The organism is [Clostridium] hylemonae DSM 15053 (genome assembly GCF_008281175.1).
Taxonomy (GTDB): domain Bacteria; phylum Bacillota; class Clostridia; order Lachnospirales; family Lachnospiraceae; genus Extibacter; species Extibacter hylemonae.
Genome location: NZ_CP036524.1, coordinates 3,562,571 through 3,585,815, shown reverse-complemented (window position 1 = coordinate 3,585,815; position 23,245 = coordinate 3,562,571). Strand labels below are relative to the sequence as shown.

Genomic DNA, 23,245 nt, shown 5'->3' with positions numbered 1-23,245 from the left:
CAAATATATTAAATGGTCCGCAGGTTACGTTTAAAAAAGTCTATGGTTGCAGGATGTATATAACTGTTTCCGATCTCACGGAGAAGAACAACGTTAAGGCGGTCGTTCAGATTCTTCTTATCCAGCTCGATCGTATCGGTGAGCTCGCTGAGGGGAATGCCGCACTCATAAGGAAGACCATACTGTTTCAAAAGTTTCAGTATTCTGTCGGCGTTCCCGGGGGCTGTCAGGCATTGCTCTTGTGCCAGCCTGGTGATCTGGTACATACCGACCGCGACGGCTTCCCCGTGGCTCTCCCTCTCGTAATGGTGATACTGTTCTATCGTATGTGCCAGTGTGTGGCCAAAGTTTAAAAGCATACGTTCTCCGGTATCAAACTGGTCATGCTCCACGACTTTTCGTTTGATATCTACACAGCTGTAAATGATGGCAGGCAGTTCTTCTTTTAAGTCTTCAAAGGAACTGTGTGACTCCAAGGTATGAAACAGGTCCGCATCACGGATGCAGCCATATTTGATTACCTCTCCCATGCCATCTTTGATAAATCGTGGGCTCAGGGTATTCAGCACAAGCGGGTCGATAAGGACAAGACAAGGCTGATAAAAAGCGCCCACAAGATTCTTTCCCTGGGGAAGGTCTACCGCCACCTTTCCGCCGACGGAGGAGTCTACCTGGGCCAGCAGAGAAGTCGGAATCTGTATGAGGTTCACCCCTCTCATGTAAGTCGCTGCCGCAAATCCGGCGAGATCTCCGATGACTCCGCCGCCGAGAGCGATGATAAGATCGCTTCTCGTAAGCCTGGCGTCAAGCAGTGCCGAATAGACAGCGGGAAGTGTTTTGAATGCCTTGGTCGCTTCGCCGTGGGGCAGTATGAATTCATGACACTCAAAGCGGCCGGATAAGGAGCGTTTCAATGCCTCCCCGTACAGAGGATATACATTATCGTCTGAAAAGATCATGATCTTTTTTCCGGAGAAGGCATCCGCTATGTAGTCGGAAGCGCTGTCCAGTATTTTGTTTTCTATATATATAGGATAACTTTTATCCCCAAGATTTACATTTAACTTCATAATAACTCCAGAATCTGTATCTTATATTTTTTTGCCGATCACTTTGGCGATCTGTGTGACTTCTCTTAAAAGTTCGTCGTACTTCTGCGGTTTCAGCGACTGCGCTCCGTCACAGAGCGCGGACTCGGGATCGTTGTGCACTTCCACCATCAATCCGTCCGCCCCGGCTGCGATGGCCGCCTTGGCCATCGGCTCTACAAGCCACCATTTTCCGCCTGCGTGACTTGGGTCTACGACGACAGGAAGGTGGGTGAGCTTACGGAGCACCGGAATGCTCTGCAGGTCAAGGGTGTTGCGCGTATACGTCTCGAATGTGCGGATACCCCGCTCACAGAGAATGACATTTTCATTGCCGGACGCCATGATATACTCCGCGGACATGATCCATTCTTCATAGGTTGCGTTCAGACCGCGCTTTAAGAGGATCGGACGGTCCAGCTGCCCGAGCTGCTTCAGCAGATCAAAGTTCTGCATATTGCGGGCGCCGATCTGGATCAGGTCTACTTTCTCATTAAAGATATCGAGATGCTCCGGGGACATAAGCTCTGTTACGATCGGAAGGCCGGTGGCCTCTTTTGCCTCGCAGAGGATCTTGAGCCCGTCAAGTCCCATGCCCTGGAAGGAATAAGGACTTGTTCTTGGCTTGAAGGCTCCGCCTCTTAATAGATTGGCGCCGGACTGCTTCGCCGCGGCGGCGATCTCCAGCACCTGCTGCGCCGACTCTACGGAGCACGGGCCCGCGATCAGAGCGAGGTGTCCTCTGCCGACCTTCACGCCGGATACGTCCACAACAGAATCTTCCGGGTGGAAGGCGCGGTTTGCGAGCTTGTAGGGCTCCTGAACGTGCATGACTTTATCCACAGAGGCATCTACTTCAAACAGTTTTGCATCTATCTTTGTCGTGTCGCCGATACAGCCGATAATGGTCATCTCCTGTCCGACTACAATATGGGTATCAAGTCCTCTGCGCTTGACGAGGTGCTCTACGCGGGATACATCTTCCTGTTTGGTGTTTGGTTTTAATACGATAATCATAATAGGTCCTCCGGTTTCTATAAATAATGCTTTAACATCGTCTGTATATGTACTGATATATTCGCACTGTAAAATTTTAGTTGTTTAAAGTGTGAAATCATGATTAATACTATCGCATAAATATTAAGATGTCAATATCTTTTTCAAATATTTTAATTTTCACCTTTGAAGTGTGATACAATTGGCTTAAACAAAGGAGTCAGGAGGTATATTATGGACAGGGAGAAAGAGAAAAAACTGGAAGCATTTGAGACGATGTATCAGGCGGTGAGGACAGAATACGACCGGATCTTAAAGCGGCTGGAGATCCTCAAGGGAGACGGAAGAGACAATTCGGCGGAGTACAAAGAGCTTTCGGGAAGAAAGACGATCTACGGCAGCATATTGGACTTATACAAAATATATGATTTATAAAGAGAGGCTGAAAACAGATGATCAGGACATATCTCGCTGATATCACACCGCTGCTTGAGCGGGACACATATGAACAGTGCTGCGGGCTCGTACCGGACTGGCGCAGGAGGAAGGCGCAGCGGATGAGATTTGCCGAAGGCAGAGCTCAGAGCATAGGGGCATGGCTGCTCCTGGAAGCGGCCAGAAAAGAGACGGGGGCCGGTGGATCGCACGTCTACAATCTGTCACATTCAGGCAGTTACGTCATGTGTGCCCTGAGCGATACGGCGGAGGCAGTGCGGGCCGGATGTGACATTGAGACGGTAAAAGATGCAAAAATGGGTGTGGCACGCCGCTTTTTTACAGAAAGTGAATATGAGAGACTGCTGGAGGAGGAAGACGGACAGAAGAGAGCGGACCTGTTCTTTCGTTTCTGGGTGCTCAAAGAAAGCTTTATGAAGGCGACAAGGCAGGGGATGAAGCTTGGTATGGATGAGTTTGAGATCGGCTTTGACGAACAGAACAGACCGGTGCTTTTGAGACAGCCGGCCGCTTTTTTGGAAAAGTACCGGTACACAGAGTATAATATAGAAGGGACCGGCGCAAAGATGGCGGTGTGCACAACAGCAGAAGTGACTGCCAAAGAGGCGAAGGTCGTAGATTTTAACCATATTATTTAAAGTGCAGAGCGCAGACAGCGGGAGAGAGGGAGTGCGGATGAAACAGCTGAAGACAAGATGGGCGGATAAATTAGAGAAAGATCATGTGCTGAAAGAGTATCCAAGGCCGTCTCTGAGAAGAAAAAGTTATGTGAATCTGAACGGGATATGGAACTATGCTTTTTCTGACAGCAGAAAAAGGCCGGATACTTTTGAAGGGGAGATACTTGTCCCCTTTTCACCTGAGGCTGTGCTTTCCGGCGTGGGGCGCCAGCTGAGACCGGGGGAATATCTGTGGTACGGCAGGAAGCTGCCGGATGAGGTGAAGAAAGAGCAGGGCAAAAGGTGGATCCTGCACATCGGCGCTGCGGATCAGTGTGCGGCGGTCATGGTCAACGGAAGGCCGGCAGTCAGACATGTGGGCGGATATATACCGTTTTCCGCGGATGTGACAGATCTGCTTGGCGCCGCGGAGAATGAGCTCACCGTGCGGATACAGGATCACAGCGACCGCGTCTTTCTGGCAAGGGGAAAACAGAAGCTGGAGCGGGGCGGCATGTTTTATACGGCACAGAGCGGCATCTGGCAGACGGTGTGGATGGAGCAGGTGCCGGACGATCACATATACGGGATAAAGATCACGCCGCGCTACGACGAGGGTGAGGTGGAAGTCCTTGTCCGCTCCCGCAGGGAGAGAGGGGTTGTTTTCACTGTCTGTTCCGGGGAGACGCAGGCCGCCGGGGCAGAAGGATGCACGAACCGCCCGGTGCGTATCCCGCTAAAGGAGATACACAGATGGAGTCCCGAGGATCCGTTTCTGTACCGGCTTCGCATCCGTATGGGGGAGGATGAAGCGGAAAGTTATTTTGCCATGCGTAAAATATCGGCAGAGAGAGACCAGAGGGGGATCCCCCGCCTGTTTTTAAATAACCGCCCTTATTTCCAGAAGGGAGTGCTGGACCAGGGCTATTGGCCGGACGGTCTTTACACGGCCCCGTCCGATGAAGCTATGATATTTGACATCATGGAGATGAAGCGGCTCGGATTTAACATGCTGCGAAAGCATATGAAGATAGAACCTGAAAGGTGGTACTACCACTGCGACCGTCTTGGCATGCTCGTATGGCAGGATATGGTGTGCGGGGGAGCGCCTTACAGACACTGGTACGTCACTTATGCGGCCACTGCCATGGAGCTTTTTCATATAAGGCCGTCGGACCGGTATTACCGCCTGCTCGGAAGGCGGGATGTAAAGAGCAGGGCAAGGTTCATGCAGGAGATGAAGGAGACGGTCCGGGCGCTTTACAATCATCCGTCCATCGTCGTCTGGGTCATTTTTAACGAGGGGTGGGGACAGTTTGACGCCAACGCGGTTACGGAGGCTGCCCGCAGGGAGGATGCCTCCCGGCTTCTGGATTCCGCCAGCGGATGGTTTGATCAGGGAGGCGGTGATTTTTGGAGCATACATAATTATTTCTTCCCTCTGAAAGTGCGTCCCGAAAAGAGAGTGGCCGCCCTTACAGAATTTGGCGGATACTGCCTGAAAGTGAAAGGGCACAGTATGTGTCCGGGGATGTACGGGTACCGCATCTATGGCAGCAGGAAAGAACTGGGCAGGGGGTACGCCTCGCTTATGGGCCGGGAAGTGGCCGCGCAGATAGACCGGGGACTGTCGGCGTCTGTGTACACACAGCTTTCAGACGTAGAGGAGGAAGTAAACGGAATCTATACGTATGACAGGGAAGTGCTCAAAATAGATGAGAATATCATAAAAAAATGTAATGAAAAGCTGGTCATAAAAGAATGAGTTAAAAAAGCGGCGGTATGTTTCCCGCATTGTTTGTAACATCATACGGTTGACGTGTTTTCACCAATTTGTTAGAATAAAAAAAGGGAAAAGTATAGGTTTATGAAGAAATATATAAGTTTACTTACAAATGATAAAACCTATTGGGTGAGTATATTTTTATTAATTTAATAAGGAGGACAAGTCATGCTGGATCTAACATTTGGGGAGCAAGTCAAAATAATCTTAAGTCGCAGGGGAATGACGATCAAGGAACTCGCAGAGACAATTGAAGAGCGTACCGGCAAGAAGATGTCACGGCAGAATCTGACTCAGCGGCTGGGGCGTGATAACTTTCAGGAGCAGGACATGCGCATGATCGCGGAGATACTGGAGTGTCCGTTTACACTGAGCATCCTTGAAGATAACGACAGTCAGGAAAAGACCTCTAACTATAAAAAAGAAGAAAAGAAAGTGACTTCCGCTCCGGTGGCAGAGGAGAAGGACGAAGAAAAGGAAGACCGGCAGACGGCGCCTGAGCGGGACATCACCATCGGCGAGCTTGTGGAGATCCATGAAGAACTGGATGCCCTGATCGAGGAGGAGACGGGTGAACTTCCGCCTCTGGAGACGCCGGTGGAGGAACTGCTGGAAGAAGTCGCTGCCCTGGAAGCCGAGGAGAGAGAACGGGACAGCGGGGAAGAAAAAGACAGAATGTCCGGGCCGGAAGAAGAAAAGAGAGCACATGGCTGGATGTCATATCTGCAGAGACGGAGGAAGAAGCCGGAACACAATGCCGGGCAGACAGAGCCTGAAAGTGAAGAAGATATCCACGGTATGAGAGAAGTCTATGCAGAGTCGTCACAGGAGTACGCAGAGGATACCGCCGGGACGGAACCAGAGCAGATGGAGGAACCGGAGCAGGCGGAAGAACCGGACGCTCCTTACGTGGACTACGGAGGAGCAGAGGAACCAGATGAGATGTACGCGCAGCCCGAGGTTGACTATGATGACGAGGACCGCGTTAACGGCGACGTCAATCCGTACACCGGGCATGAGTATGAGACGAACAGCGTGCGCATGCATCCAAACCGGATCGGGTATGTACAAGTGTACGACCGGGAGGAGCATGCATGGACAGATATGACGGAATGGGCATTCCTCGGTTACCAGGAGCGTAAAAAAGCGCTGCTCGGCAAGGATTATGAACCGCCGATCTACCTTGACTGACGGGGAACAGACGGAAAGGGACGTGTGAGAAACGGTGAACTGGGAACAATTGCTGTCAACGAAGAGAAGCCGCGGAGCTTCCAATAAAAATAAATATACGAAGTCTACGGACTTGAGAAGTGAGTTTGAGAAGGATTACCACCGTATTATCGGGAGCGCTTCGTTTCGGAGGCTGCAGGATAAGACACAGGTATTTCCGCTGGATAAAAGTGATTTTATCCGTACCCGGCTCACGCATTCACTCGAAGTGTCATCTCTTGCAAAATCGCTTGGACAGAACATTGGGGAGAATATTCTCGTATACAGGAAAGACTCGGGGTTTACGCCCGGGATGAAAGAAGATATCTGCAGCATTCTCCAGTGCGCGGGACTGATCCATGACATTGGCAACCCTCCCTTCGGCCACTTTGGAGAGACGGCGATACGGGAGTGGTTTGAGCGGAATCTGCCGGTGCTTTCCTATCACGGGCAGCCGGTGGATAAGGTACTGACGCCGCAGATGCGGCAGGATTTCTACAACTTTGAAGGGAATGCCCAGGCGCTTCGTCTTGTGACGAAGCTGCATTTTCTTGTGGATGAACAGGGGATGAACCTGACATACGCGCTTCTCAACACCATTGTGAAATATCCGGTCTCCTCTGTCGGCATCGATAAACAGTCCGGAAATATCAAGGACAAGAAGATGGGATATTATTTTGCCGATGAAGATATATTTGAGGAGATAGCGGCACAGACCGGAACGAACGGGCTGAGACATCCGCTCACGTTCATTTTGGAGGCGGCGGATGATATTGCGTACAAAACCGCGGACATTGAGGATGCGTTTATCAAAGGATTTATCACATACTACAGTCTTCTGGAGGAATTAAAAGAACTGCAGGAGCAGTACGCAGGAGGGGCCCGGTCTGCTTTCCGTCCGGCTGAAAAACTGGAAGATCTGTACCGCAGGGGAAAAGAAAAGCATGTGAATGACCCGGAAGAATATGCGATCAAAAACTGGATCGTGCGTGTACAGGGCTTTCTTATCAGCTGCGCAACTTACGGTTTTACTTCCCATTATGAGGCGATCATGGAAGGTACGTATGCATATGACCTGTTCCATCAGACATTTGCGGAAAAGCTCATGGACCTTCTGGGCGATATGGCATTCAGAAAGGTGTTTACTTCCGAGACGATCTACAGGATGGAAGTGGCGGAGGCAGCCATGATCGATTTTCTTATGGACAAGTTCGTGACGGCTGTCATTCATTACGATGACCCGGGAGAGAAACTCAGCTCCATAGACCTGCGTATGGTATCATTCATCTCGAGCAATTATAAGAACGCGTACCACTATCATGCAGAGGGGAAGCCGGATATCGAGAGGCTGTATCTTCGCCTGCTGCTTGTGACAGATTATATATGCGGCATGACGGACAGCTATGCCAAGAGACTTTATCAGGAACTGAAAGCGATTATTTAACATGTTTTGCTTCCATTCGGAATAGATTGTGATAAATGGACTTAGAATGGAAGTGAAATGTTGAAACGTTTTATACGCTATCTGTATGAATACGAGAATGGAAGAAGAATGCGGAACGTTGGTTTCGTGAAAGTGGACCAAAGCGACGGCGAATGCATCGTACATATACACGGAAAAGGTCTCCGGCTTGAAGGAGAGAAGGAGCTGACCATATATCTCTTTTACGAAAAAGAGAAGGAATGTATCGGGCTGCCGCAGGGGACGGTGGAAAATGTGAACCCTGCGGTGAACTACCAGCTGAGATATACGAAGGAAGATGTAGGGGAGCCGGGCAATTATGACCGGATCGAGGGGATCATAATGGAAAACAGCTCTCACCGGAAGTATGCGGCGGTGTGGGACGACATGCCTGTAAATGTAAATGAGATGCGCCTCTGGACGCCTGCGGATCTGACGGAGGGAAGCGGGGAGGAAGAGCGCGTGGAAGAACGCCCGGAGACAGAGGAACCGGCAGAGGGGCGGATGTCTGAACCTGCGCCACAGCGGGAAGAGGCGGAAGAAGAAATGCCCGCAGGGAATGAGGCGGAAGAAGAGAGTGAAAACTTTCCCCCGGAGGAAGAGATCCCTGCAGAGATGGAAGCCTCTGAAGAGGAAGAAAACGCAGAATACGCCGGTGCTGAGGAATCAGAGTGTGAAGAATCAGAGACTGAGGAAGAATCCGTCAGAACTGAACAGGTGGAGACAGTGGAAGAGGCGGAGATAGAAGAAGCAGAGTGCCGAAGCCGGACGGCGTGCGGTCCGTGCAGGCAGGCGCAGCCTGTCAGGCCAAAGCCGGTCTGCCGGGAGCAGGAAAAAAAATGTACAAAGATCCAGCGACAGGATATAGTGAATCTGCCCCGCTGTGAATGGAGACTGTCCAATAACAGCTTTCTCCTGCACGGATATTACAACTATCACCACCTTGTTCTCATAGAAGAGGACGGAAACATGTGGCTCGGCGTGCCGGGCATATATCATCCGAAAGAGGCGAAAGCTGCGGAAGCTTTCGGTTTTCCGCAGTTTATAAAAGCAGAAAAAATAGACGTGGATCTGGAAGAAGAGGAAAGAAATGACGGGGAGGACTTTGGTTACTGGTGCCGTCATATAAGACGATAGACAGGACGTACAAAAAAGAGGAAGGGGGAGACCCGGGTGAACAGCGTAGATGAAAAGTTTATGAAAGAGGCGATAAAGCAGGCGGGAAAGGCATATGCTCTGAATGAGACGCCTATCGGCTGTGTTATAGTATATGAAGGCAGGATCATCGGACGCGGATACAACCGGAGGAATACAGATAAGAATACGCTGGCCCACGCGGAGATCACTGCGATAAGAAAGGCGAGCAGGAAGATGGGGGACTGGAGACTGGAAGGGTGCACGCTGTACGTGACGCTGGAGCCGTGCCCCATGTGTGCCGGAGCGATCGTCCAGTCCAGGATGGACAGGGTCGTAGTTGGCTGCATGAACCCAAAAGCCGGCTGCGCGGGCTCTGTCCTGAATGTACTGCAGACGGAGGGCTTCAATCATCAGACGGAACTGACGACAGGCGTGTGCGGGGGAGAATGCAGCTCCATGATGAAGTCATTTTTTAGAGAGCTCAGAGAAGCGAAGAAGAAAAAAAAGAATCTGTAGCCAAGAGGGAAGAACAGAAGGAAGCTGTGCCGGGAAAACCGGCGCAGCTTCCGCTTTTTGCTTATTAAAGAACAAAAAAACTGTCTTTGCGCAAAAGCAAAAACAGTTGTGTATTTCTTTTTTTCGTGCGCTGCGCTTCGAACGAAATCCATAAACGTTACCTTGACAGTTAACTCAGCCCAGGCACCCTCACGGCACCCGGAAGATTCTGCTTAGTGCTGCTTCGTTCCCGACCTGACACGATTCACAGATTTCCGTCGCGTAAGACCCAAGCCTCAGCGCCACTTGTCAAGGGCAGCTTTACAAATCTTTGCCCTCTGCGCAGCATGACCCCTGCTATAGCGGATTGCAGGTACAAGGTACCGCTGACACCCCGGCTGCACGAGTTTATATTATAGCGTGTTTTGGAAGAAATGTCAATCAGGAACGCGGGAAGCCGCCGGATTTTTGAAAATAGCTGCCGGGGGAGAGGGCAGATATGTTATAATCATTATGAGGTGAGGAGTATGTTACGGCTGAGAGATATATTCACAAAGATCACGGTCTCTGTTATGATAACTGTATTTGTATCCGTCTGCTGCGAAGGAGAGGTCCGCGCGGCGCAGCCGCAGAAACTATGGTATCTGGCGGTCGGAGACAGTATCGCCAACGGATATTCGTGCGATGACAAAGAGATCTCCCCATATCCGGAGCTTGTCAGGAGACAATATGCGCGGAAGAAGGGTATACCGGTAGAATTGACAAATATTGCAAAAAACGGGTTAAGTACGGCGCGGTTCAACGCGTCAAAGCTCGGGGAGCAGGATGTGTCAGAGTGCATAAGGACCGCGGATATCATCACAGTTACGATAGGGGCCAATGACTTGATCGACGCGTTTAAGACAGCTTGTCAGGATGTGCTCGGCAGAGAAGAGCGTTTCTGGAATATGAGCGATGCGGTGGAAATGCTGCATGCAGAGATGAAGGCGCACCCCATGCTCGTGCTCAAGGCGGTCGCAGTGATCGCGGACTGGGATTATGACGCGTTTGAAGAAAATTACTGTACGATGATGGATGGAATCACCGGGGAAGCGAAGCCGTCGGTCAGGATGGTCGTCACAGATATCTATAACCCGACGGCCGGCCTCGGGATGCCGGGCACACTTGACATGGTGGTGGACAGTATTATCGGAAAAATGAACAGTATCATAAGAGATCACGCCGCAGAATATGGGTACCGCGTTGTCGGCCTGGAGGAAGCGGGGATCAGCAGTCATATACAAAAGGACGGGCTGCATCCGACAGAGGATGGACAGCAGCTTATCGCAGACGCGGTGCTCAGAGAGCTGGAACTTATGGAACAAGATCCGGAAGGGACACCGGAACCGGGAACTTCCGGCGGGCGCGGCGTCCATGCCGGGCTGTGGGACATTATGGCCCTGTCCGGCATGGCCGTTACAGGCATCCTTCTTATCATACTGGGAGTCTGGAAAGGAAAAAGGCGGGAAAAAGAAGATGAAAATATTACTGACGGCAATTAACGCAAAGTATATACATTCTAATCTGGCTGTGCATAGCCTGAAAGCATATGCACAGTCTTATTGCGTACCGCGGGAAGGAAGCCTTCCGCTTTCGACGGACACCGCGGAATATACGATCAACCAGCAGCCGGACGAACTGCTTATGGACTTGTACAGAAGAAAGCCGGATGTCATCTGCTTTTCCTGCTATATATGGAACATAGCGTTCGTGGAGGAATTGGTCACGGAACTGAAGAAGGTACTTCCGCAGACGCATATCTGGCTTGGAGGACCGGAAGTGTCTTACGACGCGGTAAAGGTGCTGGAGAGGCTTCCGGGAGTGTGCGGGGTCATGAAAGGCGAGGGTGAGGAGACATTCGCGCAGCTCTGCCGTATCTACTGCGGCGCAGGGGCGCAGGGCGTGCCGGACAGTTTGTCTTCAGTGAAAGGGATCACATACAGAGACAGCGGCGGAGGAATTGCAGAGAATCCGTGGCGGGATGTGCTTGACTTGAGCGCTGTACCGTTTGTATACAAGGACATGGAACTGTTCCGGCATAAGATCGTGTATTATGAGTCGAGCAGAGGATGCCCGTTCTCGTGCAGCTATTGTCTGTCATCGGTAGACAAGAGGCTGAGATTCCGGGACACGGCTCTTGTGAAGCAGGAACTTCAGTTTTTTATAGATGCGCGCGTGCCGCAGGTGAAATTTGTGGACAGGACATTTAACTGCAACCACAGACATGCCATGGAGATATGGACGTACATTTCAGAGCATGACAATGGGATCACAAATTTTCATTTTGAGATCGCCGCCGACCTGCTGAACGAGGAAGAGCTTGACCTGTTCGGGAAGATGCGGCCCGGGCTTATACAGCTGGAGATAGGAATCCAGTCCACGAACCCGTGCACGGTAAAGGAGATCAGGCGGACGATGGACTTTGAGAAGGCGGCGCATACCGTCCGGCGCATCCGGGATAACGGCAATATCCATCAGCACCTTGATCTGATCGCCGGGCTTCCTTATGAAGATATGGAAAGTTTTAAACGGTCGTTCGATGATGTATATGCCCTGCGTCCGGATCAGCTTCAGCTCGGCTTTCTCAAAGTATTGAAAGGTTCTTATATGGAACAGCAAAAGGAGGCTTACGGACTCGTGCATAAGAGTTCGCCCTGTTACGAAGTCCTGCGTACGAAATGGCTTTCTTACGGAGACGTTCTGCGCCTGAAAGGAATCGAGGAGATGGTGGAGGTCTACTATAACAGCGGACAGTACACAAGGACACTTGAAAGGCTTATAGAGGAGTTTGATTCCCCGTTTGATATGTTTGACCGCCTGCGGAAATTTTACGAAGAAAAGGATCACATGAATGTACAGCACAGACGAAGCGCCCGCTATGAGATCCTTCTTTCCTTTATCAGCTCCTGCTGTGAGGAAAAGACGGAGTATTACCGGGAACTGCTTGTTTTTGATTATTATCTGAGGGAAAACGCGAAGACAAGGCCAGAGTTTGCGGGTGATCACATGCTTACAAAAGAACAGCTAAGGGAATTCTATGAAAAAGAGGAGAAGGAGCGTAAATATCTGGAAGGTTATGAAGCGTCTGACAGGAACCAGCTGCGCAGGATGACACATCTGGAAAGATTTACATGCCTTGGAAAGACGGTATTATTCGATTATATGCAAAGAAATCCATTGAACCAGGAGGCGAGAACATGTATGATAGATATGTGATAAAATACTGATGAAAAATATACGGGAGATCAGAGATGAAGAAAAGGACAAAGGAGATATTGGAGATACTGGACGAGCAGTATGGGACTGATTTTATATGTTATCTCAATCATGACTCTCCGTGGCAGCTTTTGATCGCCACTATGCTGAGCGCACAGTGCACGGATGCCCGTGTCAATATCGTGACGGAGGGGCTGTTTAAAAAGTACACTTCCGTGGAGGCGTTTGCGCAGGCAGACCTTAAGGAGCTGGAGCAGGATATAAAGCCTACGGGGTTCTACCATACGAAGGCCCGGAATATTATTGCATGTATGAAAGAGATACGGGACAGATTCGGCGGTGAAGTGCCGCGGGAGCTGGAAGAACTCGTCTCTCTTGCCGGAGTCGGCAGAAAAACAGCCAATGTCATCCGGGGGAATATTTACCATGAACCGAGCGTAGTCGTGGACACCCATGTAAAACGGATCTCAAACCGGCTCGGTCTGACAGAGAATAATGATCCTGAGAAGATAGAGCAGGACCTTATGAAGGAACTGCCGAGAGACCATTGGATACTTTACAATATACAGATCATAACGTTTGGCAGGTCGGTATGCACGGCCAGAAAGCCGAAATGCCGGGACTGTTTCTTGCAAAAATACTGTAAAGAGTATAAAATATAACAAATCAAATGAAGCAAAGAAGGTAATGGATATGAATTTTAACGACAGAAGGGTAAAGAGGATCATCGCTATCGTGATCATGGTGATCGTCATTGCGATGATCGCAACAATGACGATCCCTTATCTGATGGCATAACAGGGGAAAAGTCAGGGGGAGGCTTATGACTCAGAATCGGCGTAAAAAAATTAACAGAAGAACTACACAGAGAAGGCGGAGAAGAATGAGGATTCTTTTTGGCCTTGCTGTTCTGTGTGCGGTTGTCGTGACAGGGATCTCTTATTTTGTGCTTTACCGGTATGTATCGGATGTGCCGGAGAATAAAATATGCGGCAATATTTATATAGGAAATGTAAATGTCTCCGGACGAACTAAAAAGGAAGCCAAAAAGCTGATGGAGCAGCATCTTAAGGAAGATGCCGCGCTGGAGATAACGATGAAGGTGGGAGACAAGTCAGCCGGGGCAACGCTTGAGGAACTGGGGCTTGCCTACAAAGATATCGGAAAAGTTGTGGATAAGGCAGTCGAATACGGGAAAAAGGGCCGGCTGTTTACCAGATACCGGCAGATCAAGGGGCTGGAAAAAGAAAAGCTTGTCCTGAACGAAGGCTTTGTCCTGGACGCGGAGAAGACAAAGGCAGTTATAGAGGAACGAGTGGAAGTTCTGGCGGAGCATGCGAAAGATGCAGGCATAACAAAAAGTGCGGACGGGTTTGATATCACAAAAGAGAAGAAGGGCGAGACTGTTGATGAAAAGGCATCCGCCGAGATGATCAGGAAATATCTGAACAGCGGGTGGGACCATAAGGGATTCAAGGTCAAGATGGCCGTTAAGACGGAAGAACCGTCCGTGAAAGCAAGTGACCTTGAAAGCATAAAGGACGAACTCGGGTCATTTTCTACAGATGCCGGGGGAGGCGAGCGCTGGAAAAATCTGAAGGCCGGGGTCGACAGGATCAACGGGAGCATTCTCATGCCGGGGGAGGAATTATCTGTCCACGATACGACGGCTCCTTACGATGCCGAGCACGGGTACGTGGAGGCCGGTTCCTATGAGAACGGGCAGGTGGTGGATTCTTACGGCGGCGGTATCTGCCAGGTGTCCACAACGCTTTACAATGCGGTGCTGTATGCAGAACTGGAGGTGCTGGAACGTTATCCTCACTCCATGCTCGTGGCGTATGTCGATCCGTCGAGAGATGCGGCGATAGCGGGTGATTATCTGGATCTCAGGTTCAAGAACAGTTATGATACACCGATTTTTATTGCAGCCGAGATAGACAGCGCGAATCAGATGCGCTTTACGATCTACGGGAAGGATACGAGGGCAGACGGGCGTACGGTGGAATATGAAAGTGAAACACTGACAACGGAAGACTACGGGGTCACCTATAAGGAAAATAAGGAAGCAGAACTGGGCAGCATGCAGTATGCGGGCAGTCCGCATACCGGGAAGACGGCCAGGCTCTGGAAGGTAGTGTACGAGAACGGCGCGGAGGTGAGCCGGGATGTCATCAACAACAGCACCTATGAAAAGTCGGATCAGATCGTGGAAGTAGGTACCATGTCGGATAATGCGGAGGCGGCGGAACTCGTGCGCAAAGCCATTGCTTCCCAGGACAAGGCAGCCATCGAGGCTGCGGTGGCGCAGGCAAAGGGGATGAGCGCGGCCGGAAGTGACAACGCAGGAGAGGAAAATTGACAGTGGAAGGGAACGGACATAAAATGATGAGTACGAAGCTGCAGGGAGAGCGGGCGGTGAGCGCGACCGCTTTCGCATGCGGTCAGTCGAAAGAAATAGGGGTGCATGCGCTGGCAGAATCTCTGAATGAACTTGCGGCGGCCGGAGCCGGGGCGGTTGAAGCACGGGTCCATATCATGATACCGGACGGTTACGGAAGACCGCGGCTTGCCGCCGTGCAGAAACTGATCGAAAAAGCGTGCGGCGCCCGCGGTGTAACGCTCATCTTTCTGGAACAATATAAAACACCGGCTGCCGCGCTGCCGCTTGTGTCGGTCACATGTACCGGAACGGCAGAATATACGGACAGAGTCATAAGGCCCGGCCAGGACATTGTACTGACAAAATGGGCGGGGCTCGGCGGTATGGTGAGGATCCTGCAGGAGAAGGAAGACGAGCTTGAGGAGAGATTCGCGCCTGCATTTATAAAGCAGATCAAGGAGTACGCAGGCGAGATATTTGCCGGGGAAGAACTCCCGGCTGCTAGACAGATGGGTGTGTCTGTCTTCTGCCAGGTCACGGAGGGCGGTATTTTTGCCGCGCTGTGGAATCTGGCCAGGGAGGCGGAGACAGGGCTGAGCGTGGATATGAAGAAGATCCCGGTCCGGCAGGAGACGATAGAAGTGTGTGAAAACTACCGGCTGAATCCGTATCAGCTCATGTCGGCGGGGAGCTTTCTGATGGTGGCGGACAATGGCCGTGAACTGGCCCGGGAGCTTACGGGACGCGGGATGAAAGCTGCGGTGATCGGCCGCATGACGGACAATAATGACAAGGTGATACAAAACGGAGAAGAGATCCGGTTCATTGACAGGCCGGCTCCGGATGAATTAAATAAAATATTGGGACATACTAAGAGAGGTGAATAAAAGTTCCCTCTCTTTCGTATTATATGACAGCATTGTTTACATTCAAATATATATAAAATGTTAAAAAATTCCAATATTTTGGTAAAATTGTAATACAAAAGTAACAAAAGTGTATGTTGACTGCCAGACGGTTTTTCACTAAAATAAAAGGAAGTAGTTAAAAACCGCTTACGAGGAGGAAGGGAAATGCTGAATATTGTGTTGCACGAGCCGGAGATACCGGCCAACACCGGAAATATCGGAAGGACGTGTGTTGCTGCAAACGCGCGGCTCCATCTGATAGAACCGCTCGGGTTCAGGCTGAACGAGAAGAATCTGAGGCGGGCAGGTATGGATTACTGGGACGAGCTGGACGTGACCACATATATCGACTTCGATGAGTTTCTGGAGAAAAACGAGGGGGCCAGGATATACATGGCGACTACAAAGGCGCCGAACGTATACACGGATGTCCGCTATGAACCGGACTGTTATATTATGTTCGGGAAGGAAAGTGCAGGAATACCGGAGGAGATATTGGTAAAACATAAAGAAGACAGTATACGAATTCCTATGGCAGGCGATATCCGTTCCCTGAATCTGGGCAATTCAGTTGCGATAATACTATATGAAGCGCTGCGTCAGAACGGCTTTGCAGGTATGAACAAAGAAGGGCATCTCCACCGCCTGACTTGGTAGCCGTCAAGGTCAGATAACGTAAAATTGATAGATTATTCGTTGAATTGTGTAGAGGAAAGGCATGGAAAGGTGTTAGTAGACAATATACTTGTGGACTTTTCTATGGAATCATATTATAATTTTAACTACAGGGAGTTTCAACTAAGAGAGGTGGTGAACCGATGGTAGAAGAAACCATTAAGGCCATCAAGGAGACGGAGAGAGAGGCAGAAGAGATTGTTAAGAATGCTGATACAGAATGTACTTCAATCCTTGAGAAGGCCTCTGCGGATGCCGGGAGGATAAAAGAAGAGGCAGAAGCGGAAGCAAAAGCAAAGGCAAAAGCGTCACTTCAGGCTGCGAAAGAGGCTGGGGAAACAGAGGCAGAGAAGGCTCTGGCAGAGGTAGAGACGGAGATTGCCTCCTTGAAAGAAGCTGCAAGGCAGAAGGAAGGAGATGCGATATCTGCTGTAATAGCAGAACTCGTTTAAAGCATTATGAAAATGAATAGTAAAGGAGGGATGCGGCTATGGCAGTATTGCAGATGCAAAGAATAAGTATCTGCGCGCTTAAAAAAGACCGTAAAGCCATCCTGGAGAAGGTCCAGTCCATGGGAGTCATGGAGATCAATCATGTAGTGGAAGACGATGAAGCATTTGGCAGGATGGATACGCTGAATGCCAGACAAAGCTTTGACAAGAAGGCCCAGCTCGCCGACCAGGCGCTGGCCGTACTTGATAACTACGCTCCGGAAAAGAGTTCAATGCTTTCAAGCCTTGAAGGCAAGAAGCTTGTGGAACAGGAAAAGTTCAGCAAAGCTGCCGCCGACAAGGAGAAGATAATTGCGGCGGCCAACAGGCTCGTCGGCTGCAGTAAAGAGATCGCGGAGAACAAGGCGAACATCCTGAAGCTGGAAAATCAGATCGAGTCTCTGACGCCATGGCTCACACTGGATGTGCCGATGGATCACCAGGGCACGGAGAACGTGGCCGTACTTGTGGGCATGATGCCGGGAGGTTTAACACTGGACGGCGTATATGCCAGGATCGCGGAGCAGAATCCGGATCTGGAGGCTGTTGACGTGCATATCATAGCCAGTGACAAGGACGCCGTATATCTGACCGTACTCTGCCTTAAGGCGGAGGAAGCTTTGGTGGAAGAGGCGCTCAGGACGGCCGGATTTGCCAGACCGTCACAGGTGACGGACAAGGTGCCGGCCCGGCTGAAAACGGAACTTGAGGCAGAGATATTAAAACTGAATAAAAGAATTGAGAAAAAGGAAGCTGAGATCGTGGGCTTCGCGGACAGCAGAGAACAGCTGAAACTGATCTCAGATTACTTCCGGATCCGGTCAGAGAAGTACGAGGTGCTCGGAACACTTCCGCAGTCACAGAGGACATTCGTCATGAGCGGTTACGCGACCGCTGAGGCTGTGCCGGCAGTGCAGAAGACCATCGGAGAAAAGTTTGACTGTGTGATCGATGTGGAAGATCTAAAGGAGGACGAAGAAGCGCCTACCGTTCTTAAGAACAACAGCTTCTCATCCAGCATGGAAGGTATCGTGGCATCTTACGGGCTTCCCCACAAAGGTGAGTTTGACCCGACGACGATCATGTCATTTTTCTATGTGTTTTTCTTCGGGCTGATGCTGTCGGACGCGGCATATGGCGCTATCATGGCCATCGTATGTTTCGTGCTGCTCAAAAAATATCCGCGCATGAGCGAAGGAATGCACAAATCAATAAAAATGTTTATGTTCTGCGGTTTTTCCACACTGTTCTGGGGTGTTCTCTTCGGAGGATATTTTGGAGACGTGATACCGGTATTTTCCGAGAAGTTCTTCGGAACCGCGGTCAATATCAAAGAACTCTGGTTTGTTCCGCTGAACGACCCGATGCGGCTGCTCATTTATTCTATGCTGTTCGGTATGATCCATCTGTTCATCGGACTTGGCATCAAAGGATATATGTATCTCAAGGACGGAAAGGTATTAGACTTTTTCTGTGATGTGATACTCTGGTACGTATTTTTGATCGGTCTCATTTTAATGCTGCTTCCAAGCGATATATTCGCTTCCATAGCACAGGCAGAGATCAATTTCCCTCCGGCATTAAATACACTGGCCAAGGCACTTGCCATTATCGGCGCTGCCGGCCTTCTGTTCATGTCAGGGCGTGCCAATAAAAATCCGGCGCTCAGAATAGCGCTCGGAGCTTATGACCTTTACAATATAACCGGATGGCTGAGCGACGTGCTTTCCTACTCCCGTCTTCTTGCCCTCGGTCTTGCGACAGGAGTTATCGCTTCTGTTATCAACCAGATGGCATCCATGATCGGAAGCGGGATCATAGGGGTGATCGCGTTTATCATCGTATTTATTATCGGTCACACATTGAATATGGCCATCAACCTTCTGGGTGCATATGTCCATACAAACCGTTTACAGTTTGTTGAATTTTTCAGCAAATTTTATGAGGGTGGCGGAAAGCCTTTCGAGCCATTCCATTCAGATACAAAATATGTAGATATTAAGGAGGAAACTTTATAATGAGTATTTGGAATGATTTAGGTATTGTTTACGCGTTACTTGGTGCAGCAGTGGCTGTATTTCTTGCAGGTGCAGGGTCAGCGATCGGAGTTGGTATTGCGGGGCAGGCGGCTTCCGGAGTTGTAACGGAGGACCCGAGCAAGTTTGCGAAAGTTCTTATCATGCAGCTGCTTCCTGGTACACAGGGAATCTACGGTCTGCTTGTCGGCTTTATCACACTGTCAAAGATCGGCCTGCTCGGCGGTGGCGCGGCGGACATCTCAGTGACGACAGGTCTTCTCGTTCTTGCGGCTTGTCTTCCGATCGGTATCGTCGGCCTTATATCCGGCAAATATCAGGGAAAGACGTCAGCGGCAGCCATCGGCATCATCGCAAAGAAGCCGGACCAGTTCGGTAAAGCTATGCTTTTCCCTGCAATGGTTGAGACATATGCTATTCTTGCACTTTTGATCTCTATCTTATCTGTTACTGCAATCAGTGTATAAGTAGGCATGAAACAAAGATTAAGAAAAGGAGAGCGTGCGAGATGACTGGATTAGATAAAATGAAAAGTCAGATTCTGGATGAAGCGAAAGCAGCAGCTGACAGCAAGCTGTCCGAAGCCAAAAGCCAGGCAGAAGATATTCTGGATAAGGCGAAAGCAGAGGCGGCCAAGACAACCAGCAGCATCTCCCAAAAATCAGAGGCGGAAGTTGCAAATTATAAAGACAGAATCGTTTCTGCCATCGACCTGCAGAGAAGGACGAAGATTCTTGCTGCAAAGCAGGAGATTATTGCAGAGGTACTGGATAAGGCCTACGGAACTCTGAAGACAATGGAAAGCGGCGCGTATTTTGACATGCTGCTGAAACTGCTCGGCAAATATGCCCTGCCGCAGGAAGGGGAGATTTATTTTTCATCCGCTGACCTTGAACGGCTTCCTGACGGTTTTGAGCAGAAGATCAATGGTATTGCCGCTGAAAAGGGAGGCAGACTGACATTATCGAAGACGGGCAGGAATATTGAAAACGGATTTATTCTTGCGTACGGCGGTATCGAGGAGAACTGTACATTAAAAGCAATGTTTGATGCAAAAAAAGATGAATTGTCAGATCAGGTCCATAAATTATTATTTTTATAAGAAGCGTAACCATAAGCGATAAGGAGGAGTAACATGAGTGAACAATATACCTACGCGGTTGCGCGCATACGTGCTTTGGAAGTTTCTCTATTCTCCAATTCCACCGTTGACCAGCTGATCGCCTGTGCGGATTACGGCCAGTGCATTCAGTTCCTTCAGGAAAAAGGGTGGGGAGACAGCGATACCCCGGCAGATGCGGAAGCGATACTGAACCGGGAGGAGGAGAAGATCTGGGAAGTAGTCAAAGAATTGTCCGTGGACATGGATAAGTTTGACGTACTCTCTTATCCGAAACTTTTCCATAACCTGAAAGCTGCAATTAAAGAGGTGTGTACGGAGGAAGAAAACAGACACATTTTCTATGAGGATGTTGCGATCCCGGGGAAAGTGATGCTGGAGATCGTCCGCGAAAAGGACTTTGGAAAGCTTCCCCGGAACATGCAGGCAGCGGCGGAGGAGGCGTATGAGACCCTTCTTCACACGAGGGATGGTCAGCTTTGCGACGTAATAATCGACAGGGCGGCACTTGAGGCAGTCTATGAAGCGGGACAGCAGGCAGAGGATGATATTATCCGCGACTATGCCGAGTCCACGGTAGGAGTTGCTGATATCAAGATCGCTGTCCGCTCACAGAAAACCGCGAAGTCTTTGGAATTTATGAAGAGGGCGATGGCTGAATGTGCGAGCATCAATGTAGACCAGCTGGCTAAAGCAGCGCTTAGCGGCATGGATGCGATCCGGGAATATTTATCCGGCACTGCATACGCAGAAGGCGCGGAGGCGCTGGCGGATTCTCCGTCAGCTTTCGAGCGCTGGTGTGATAACCGTATTATTCAGACAATAAGTCCACAGAAATATAATGCATTTACGATAGGACCTGTTATCGCCTATGTAATTGCAAGACAGAATGAAATTAAAACGGTACGAATCATTCTTTCCGGCAAACTCAATGACTTACCGGACGATTCAATCCGAGAAAGGGTAAGGGAGATGTATGTATAAGATTGCAGTATTGGGCGATTATGACAGTATCTACGGTTTCGCTACATTGGGTCTTGATACATTTCCAGTAAGTACCCGCGAGGAAGCCGGAGAAAAACTGCATCAGCTGACACTTGGGGACTATGGCATCATCTATGTCACTGAGGCGCTGGCGGCAGAATTAAAACATGAAATAGAGAAATATCAGGAGCAGGCTGTGCCGGCGGTCATTCAGATCCCGGGCATATCCGGCAATACCGGAGCCGGGGTGGAAGGCGTTAAGAAGTCTGTAGAGCAGGCAGTAGGCTCTGATATTATCTTTGGGAACGAATAAAGAAGGAAAGGTGGGTGATTCGTCCAAATGAGTACAGGTACGATTAAAAAAGTAGCAGGACCGCTCGTTATTGCGGAAGGAATGCGGGACGCTAACATGTTCGACGTTGTACGTGTTAGTAACCAGCGGCTGATCGGAGAGATCATCGAGATGCACGGGGACGAGGCATCAATTCAGGTATATGAGGAGACGTCAGGCCTGGGACCGGGGGAACCGGTAGAATCTATGGAAGTTCCTATGTCAGTGGAACTCGGGCCTGGTCTTATCGCAAGCATTTACGATGGGATCCAGCGTCCGCTTGACGATATCATGAAAGTTTCAGGAAACAGTCTGCAGAGAGGTGTTGAGGTTGCCTCTTTGAAGAGAGATAAAAAGTGGGAATTTGTTCCTGTTGCAAAAGCAGGGGACGAGGTTGAGGCCGGAGATGTATTAGGTACGGTGCAGGAGACTATCGTCGTCCAGCAGAAGATAATGGTTCCTTACGGTATCAAAGGTACTGTGAAGGAGATCAGACAAGGGGAATTTACAGTGGAAGAGACAGTGGCAGTCATTGCCACAGAAGACGGCGATAAAGAACTTACGATGCTGCAGAGATGGCCGGTGCGTAAAGGCCGTCCGTACGTAAAGAAGCTTCCGCCGGAGAAACCTCTCGTGACAGGACAGCGTGTCGTCGACACGTTCTTCCCGATCGCAAAAGGCGGTGTCGCCGCGGTTCCGGGACCTTTCGGGAGCGGCAAGACAGTTATCCAGCACCAGCTGGCAAAATGGGCGGAGGCTGATATCGTAGTATATATCGGATGCGGTGAGCGTGGAAATGAGATGACGGACGTTCTGAATGAATTCCCGGAACTGAAGGACCCGAAGACGGGACAGTCATTGATGCAGAGAACCGTTCTGATCGCCAATACGTCAGATATGCCTGTTGCTGCCCGTGAGGCATCTATCTACACAGGTATCACGATAGCAGAGTATTTCCGTGACATGGGATATTCCGTAGCGCTGATGGCAGACTCCACATCCCGCTGGGCAGAGGCCCTTCGTGAGATGTCGGGACGTCTGGAAGAGATGCCCGGTGAGGAAGGCTACCCTGCATATCTCGGAAGCCGTCTGGCACAGTTTTATGAAAGAGCCGGACATGTGATCTCACTCGGCCAGGATAAGAGAGAAGGCGCCCTTTCCGTTATCGGAGCCGTATCCCCTCCGGGCGGAGATATCTCTGAGCCGGTATCCCAGGCAACGCTGCGTATCGTCAAGGTGTTCTGGGGACTCGACTCCGCGCTTGCTTACAAGCGCCACTTCCCGGCTATAAACTGGCTGACGAGTTATTCCCTGTATGTGGATAATATGGCAGACTGGTTTAACAATGAAGTTGCGGCAGACTGGATGGAAGACCGTCAGAAGATGATGAGCCTTCTGCAGGAAGAGGCAGAGCTTGATGAGATCGTTAAGATGGTAGGTATGGATGCGCTGTCTCCGACAGACCGCCTCAAGATGGAGGCTGCAAGGTCGATCCGTGAGGACTTCCTGCACCAGAACTCATTCCATGATATCGATACGTATACGTCTCTGAGAAAGCAGTATCTGATGATGAAGCTTGTTCTTGCGTTTTATGAGGAGGCTTCCGAGGCCTTAAGCCAGGGCGCTTCCATGCAGATCCTCATCAATATGGGTGTAAGAGAGCGTATCGGACGTTACAAATATACGCTGGATGCTGATATTGAGACAGAGTATGAAAAGATAGTAAATGAACTGCACACCGAGATCGCAGGTGCGTTTGGGAAGGAGGACTTCTAAA

22 protein-coding genes and 1 other RNA gene are annotated in these 23,245 nt (G+C 50.1%); 20 read left to right on the top strand and 3 right to left on the bottom strand.

All coding sequences use genetic code 11. The features are described from left to right. Positions 1 to 8: 8 nt before the first annotated feature. Complete coding sequence (aroB, locus tag LAJLEIBI_RS16820) at positions 9 to 1,070, bottom strand: 3-dehydroquinate synthase (RefSeq protein ID WP_006443344.1); 1,062 nt, start codon at positions 1,068 to 1,070, stop codon at positions 9 to 11. Positions 1,071 to 1,091: 21 nt separating this feature from the next. Beyond that, positions 1,092 to 2,105 carry a 3-deoxy-7-phosphoheptulonate synthase gene (gene aroF / locus LAJLEIBI_RS16815; protein WP_006443343.1) on the bottom strand — a complete coding sequence of 338 codons (1,014 nt, stop codon included), beginning with the start codon at positions 2,103 to 2,105 and terminating at the stop codon, positions 1,092 to 1,094. 213 nt (positions 2,106 to 2,318) lie between these two features. Here aroF and LAJLEIBI_RS16810 point away from each other — a divergent pair, with 213 nt between their 5' ends. The 7 genes from LAJLEIBI_RS16810 (at position 2,319) to tadA (ending at position 9,306) form a co-directional block, all read left to right on the top strand. After that, positions 2,319 to 2,519, top strand: a complete 201-nt coding sequence (locus LAJLEIBI_RS16810) for a hypothetical protein (protein WP_006443342.1) — start codon at positions 2,319 to 2,321, stop codon at positions 2,517 to 2,519. Positions 2,520 to 2,536: 17 nt separating this feature from the next. Further along, a complete protein-coding gene (locus tag LAJLEIBI_RS16805) occupies positions 2,537 to 3,178 on the top strand; it encodes a 4'-phosphopantetheinyl transferase family protein (RefSeq protein WP_006443341.1) in 642 nt (213 codons plus the stop codon). 37 nt (positions 3,179 to 3,215) lie between these two features. Next, entirely contained in the window at positions 3,216 to 4,964 is a 1,749-nt protein-coding gene (locus tag LAJLEIBI_RS16800) for a glycoside hydrolase family 2 protein (RefSeq protein WP_006443340.1), read from the top strand. A 186-nt stretch (positions 4,965 to 5,150) separates the two neighbouring features. Further along, a complete protein-coding gene (locus LAJLEIBI_RS16795) occupies positions 5,151 to 6,173 on the top strand; it encodes a hypothetical protein (RefSeq protein WP_006443339.1) in 1,023 nt (340 codons plus the stop codon). 34 nt (positions 6,174 to 6,207) lie between these two features. Beyond that, positions 6,208 to 7,635 (top strand): deoxyguanosinetriphosphate triphosphohydrolase, encoded by a 1,428-nt coding sequence (locus tag LAJLEIBI_RS16790; protein WP_006443338.1) that lies wholly within the window; start codon positions 6,208 to 6,210, stop codon positions 7,633 to 7,635. Between the two features lie 57 nt (positions 7,636 to 7,692). Further along, positions 7,693 to 8,790 carry a DUF6128 domain-containing protein gene (locus LAJLEIBI_RS16785; RefSeq protein ID WP_006443337.1) on the top strand — a complete coding sequence of 366 codons (1,098 nt, stop codon included), beginning with the start codon at positions 7,693 to 7,695 and terminating at the stop codon, positions 8,788 to 8,790. Between the two features lie 36 nt (positions 8,791 to 8,826). After that, positions 8,827 to 9,306: a tRNA adenosine(34) deaminase TadA gene (gene tadA / locus LAJLEIBI_RS16780; protein WP_006443336.1), complete on the top strand. Its 480-nt coding sequence runs from the start codon at positions 8,827 to 8,829 to the stop codon at positions 9,304 to 9,306. A 123-nt stretch (positions 9,307 to 9,429) separates the two neighbouring features. On the opposite strand, the gene ffs is transcribed toward tadA, so the two are convergent. Beyond that, positions 9,430 to 9,691, bottom strand: an RNA gene (ffs, locus tag LAJLEIBI_RS16775) — signal recognition particle sRNA large type. Positions 9,692 to 9,812: 121 nt separating this feature from the next. Here ffs and LAJLEIBI_RS16770 point away from each other — a divergent pair. The 13 genes from LAJLEIBI_RS16770 (at position 9,813) to LAJLEIBI_RS16710 (ending at position 23,244) form a co-directional block, all read left to right on the top strand. Continuing rightward, the gene (locus LAJLEIBI_RS16770; RefSeq protein ID WP_006443335.1) at positions 9,813 to 10,826 is read left to right on the top strand and encodes an SGNH/GDSL hydrolase family protein; all 1,014 of its coding nucleotides are present in this window, start codon (positions 9,813 to 9,815) and stop codon (positions 10,824 to 10,826) included. After that, positions 10,801 to 12,540: a B12-binding domain-containing radical SAM protein gene (locus LAJLEIBI_RS16765; protein WP_006443334.1), complete on the top strand. Its 1,740-nt coding sequence runs from the start codon at positions 10,801 to 10,803 to the stop codon at positions 12,538 to 12,540. Before LAJLEIBI_RS16770 ends, LAJLEIBI_RS16765 begins: the two co-directional genes overlap by 26 nt. A gap of 35 nt (positions 12,541 to 12,575) precedes the next feature. Further along, positions 12,576 to 13,202 (top strand): endonuclease III, encoded by a 627-nt coding sequence (gene nth, locus LAJLEIBI_RS16760; protein ID WP_006443333.1) that lies wholly within the window; start codon positions 12,576 to 12,578, stop codon positions 13,200 to 13,202. 221 nt (positions 13,203 to 13,423) lie between these two features. Next, the gene (locus tag LAJLEIBI_RS16755) at positions 13,424 to 14,902 is read left to right on the top strand and encodes a VanW family protein (protein ID WP_006443332.1); all 1,479 of its coding nucleotides are present in this window, start codon (positions 13,424 to 13,426) and stop codon (positions 14,900 to 14,902) included. Positions 14,903 to 14,925: 23 nt separating this feature from the next. After that, positions 14,926 to 15,810 (top strand): AIR synthase-related protein, encoded by an 885-nt coding sequence (locus LAJLEIBI_RS16750; protein ID WP_006443331.1) that lies wholly within the window; start codon positions 14,926 to 14,928, stop codon positions 15,808 to 15,810. A gap of 186 nt (positions 15,811 to 15,996) precedes the next feature. Further along, positions 15,997 to 16,488, top strand: a complete 492-nt coding sequence (locus LAJLEIBI_RS16745) for a tRNA (cytidine(34)-2'-O)-methyltransferase (protein ID WP_006443329.1) — start codon at positions 15,997 to 15,999, stop codon at positions 16,486 to 16,488. Positions 16,489 to 16,649: 161 nt separating this feature from the next. After that, positions 16,650 to 16,958 (top strand): ATP synthase subunit B family protein, encoded by a 309-nt coding sequence (locus LAJLEIBI_RS16740; RefSeq protein WP_006443327.1) that lies wholly within the window; start codon positions 16,650 to 16,652, stop codon positions 16,956 to 16,958. Positions 16,959 to 16,996: 38 nt separating this feature from the next. Beyond that, positions 16,997 to 19,015, top strand: a complete 2,019-nt coding sequence (locus LAJLEIBI_RS16735) for a V-type ATP synthase subunit I (protein WP_006443326.1) — start codon at positions 16,997 to 16,999, stop codon at positions 19,013 to 19,015. Then, the gene (locus tag LAJLEIBI_RS16730; protein WP_006443325.1) at positions 19,015 to 19,500 is read left to right on the top strand and encodes a V-type ATP synthase subunit K; all 486 of its coding nucleotides are present in this window, start codon (positions 19,015 to 19,017) and stop codon (positions 19,498 to 19,500) included. Before LAJLEIBI_RS16735 ends, LAJLEIBI_RS16730 begins: the two co-directional genes overlap by 1 nt. Positions 19,501 to 19,541: 41 nt before the next feature. Next, positions 19,542 to 20,135, top strand: coding sequence for a V-type ATP synthase subunit E (locus tag LAJLEIBI_RS16725; protein WP_006443324.1), 594 nt, complete (start codon positions 19,542 to 19,544; stop codon positions 20,133 to 20,135). Positions 20,136 to 20,168: 33 nt separating this feature from the next. Continuing rightward, the gene (locus tag LAJLEIBI_RS16720) at positions 20,169 to 21,137 is read left to right on the top strand and encodes a V0D/AC39 family V-type ATPase subunit (protein ID WP_006443323.1); all 969 of its coding nucleotides are present in this window, start codon (positions 20,169 to 20,171) and stop codon (positions 21,135 to 21,137) included. After that, complete coding sequence (locus tag LAJLEIBI_RS16715; RefSeq protein ID WP_006443322.1) at positions 21,130 to 21,450, top strand: V-type ATP synthase subunit F; 321 nt, start codon at positions 21,130 to 21,132, stop codon at positions 21,448 to 21,450. Before LAJLEIBI_RS16720 ends, LAJLEIBI_RS16715 begins: the two co-directional genes overlap by 8 nt. Positions 21,451 to 21,477: 27 nt before the next feature. Continuing rightward, the gene (locus LAJLEIBI_RS16710) at positions 21,478 to 23,244 is read left to right on the top strand and encodes a V-type ATP synthase subunit A (RefSeq protein ID WP_006443321.1); all 1,767 of its coding nucleotides are present in this window, start codon (positions 21,478 to 21,480) and stop codon (positions 23,242 to 23,244) included. Position 23,245 lies beyond the last annotated feature (1 nt).

Excerpts from the sequence above, each read along its gene's own strand:
- LAJLEIBI_RS16740 (WP_006443327.1), top strand. The coding sequence starts at position 16,650 with ATGGTAGAAGAAACCATTAAGGCCATCAAGGAGACGGAGAGAGAGGCA.
- LAJLEIBI_RS16715 (WP_006443322.1), top strand. The coding sequence starts at position 21,130 with ATGTATAAGATTGCAGTATTGGGCGATTATGACAGTATCTACGGTTTC.
- aroF (WP_006443343.1), bottom strand. The coding sequence starts at position 2,105 with ATGATTATCGTATTAAAACCAAACACCAAACAGGAAGATGTATCCCGC.
- LAJLEIBI_RS16730 (WP_006443325.1), top strand. The coding sequence starts at position 19,015 with ATGAGTATTTGGAATGATTTAGGTATTGTTTACGCGTTACTTGGTGCA.
- LAJLEIBI_RS16795 (WP_006443339.1), top strand. The coding sequence starts at position 5,151 with ATGCTGGATCTAACATTTGGGGAGCAAGTCAAAATAATCTTAAGTCGC.
- LAJLEIBI_RS16805 (WP_006443341.1), top strand. The coding sequence starts at position 2,537 with ATGATCAGGACATATCTCGCTGATATCACACCGCTGCTTGAGCGGGAC.
- LAJLEIBI_RS16735 (WP_006443326.1), top strand. The coding sequence starts at position 16,997 with ATGGCAGTATTGCAGATGCAAAGAATAAGTATCTGCGCGCTTAAAAAA.
- LAJLEIBI_RS16710 (WP_006443321.1), top strand. The coding sequence starts at position 21,478 with ATGAGTACAGGTACGATTAAAAAAGTAGCAGGACCGCTCGTTATTGCG.
- LAJLEIBI_RS16770 (WP_006443335.1), top strand. The coding sequence starts at position 9,813 with ATGTTACGGCTGAGAGATATATTCACAAAGATCACGGTCTCTGTTATG.
- LAJLEIBI_RS16750 (WP_006443331.1), top strand. The coding sequence starts at position 14,926 with ATGATGAGTACGAAGCTGCAGGGAGAGCGGGCGGTGAGCGCGACCGCT.
- LAJLEIBI_RS16720 (WP_006443323.1), top strand. The coding sequence starts at position 20,169 with ATGAGTGAACAATATACCTACGCGGTTGCGCGCATACGTGCTTTGGAA.
- LAJLEIBI_RS16765 (WP_006443334.1), top strand. The coding sequence starts at position 10,801 with ATGAAAATATTACTGACGGCAATTAACGCAAAGTATATACATTCTAAT.
- LAJLEIBI_RS16800 (WP_006443340.1), top strand. The coding sequence starts at position 3,216 with ATGAAACAGCTGAAGACAAGATGGGCGGATAAATTAGAGAAAGATCAT.
- LAJLEIBI_RS16810 (WP_006443342.1), top strand. The coding sequence starts at position 2,319 with ATGGACAGGGAGAAAGAGAAAAAACTGGAAGCATTTGAGACGATGTAT.
- LAJLEIBI_RS16785 (WP_006443337.1), top strand. The coding sequence starts at position 7,693 with ATGTTGAAACGTTTTATACGCTATCTGTATGAATACGAGAATGGAAGA.
- LAJLEIBI_RS16745 (WP_006443329.1), top strand. The coding sequence starts at position 15,997 with ATGCTGAATATTGTGTTGCACGAGCCGGAGATACCGGCCAACACCGGA.
- nth (WP_006443333.1), top strand. The coding sequence starts at position 12,576 with ATGAAGAAAAGGACAAAGGAGATATTGGAGATACTGGACGAGCAGTAT.
- LAJLEIBI_RS16755 (WP_006443332.1), top strand. The coding sequence starts at position 13,424 with ATGAGGATTCTTTTTGGCCTTGCTGTTCTGTGTGCGGTTGTCGTGACA.
- aroB (WP_006443344.1), bottom strand. The coding sequence starts at position 1,070 with ATGAAGTTAAATGTAAATCTTGGGGATAAAAGTTATCCTATATATATA.
- LAJLEIBI_RS16725 (WP_006443324.1), top strand. The coding sequence starts at position 19,542 with ATGACTGGATTAGATAAAATGAAAAGTCAGATTCTGGATGAAGCGAAA.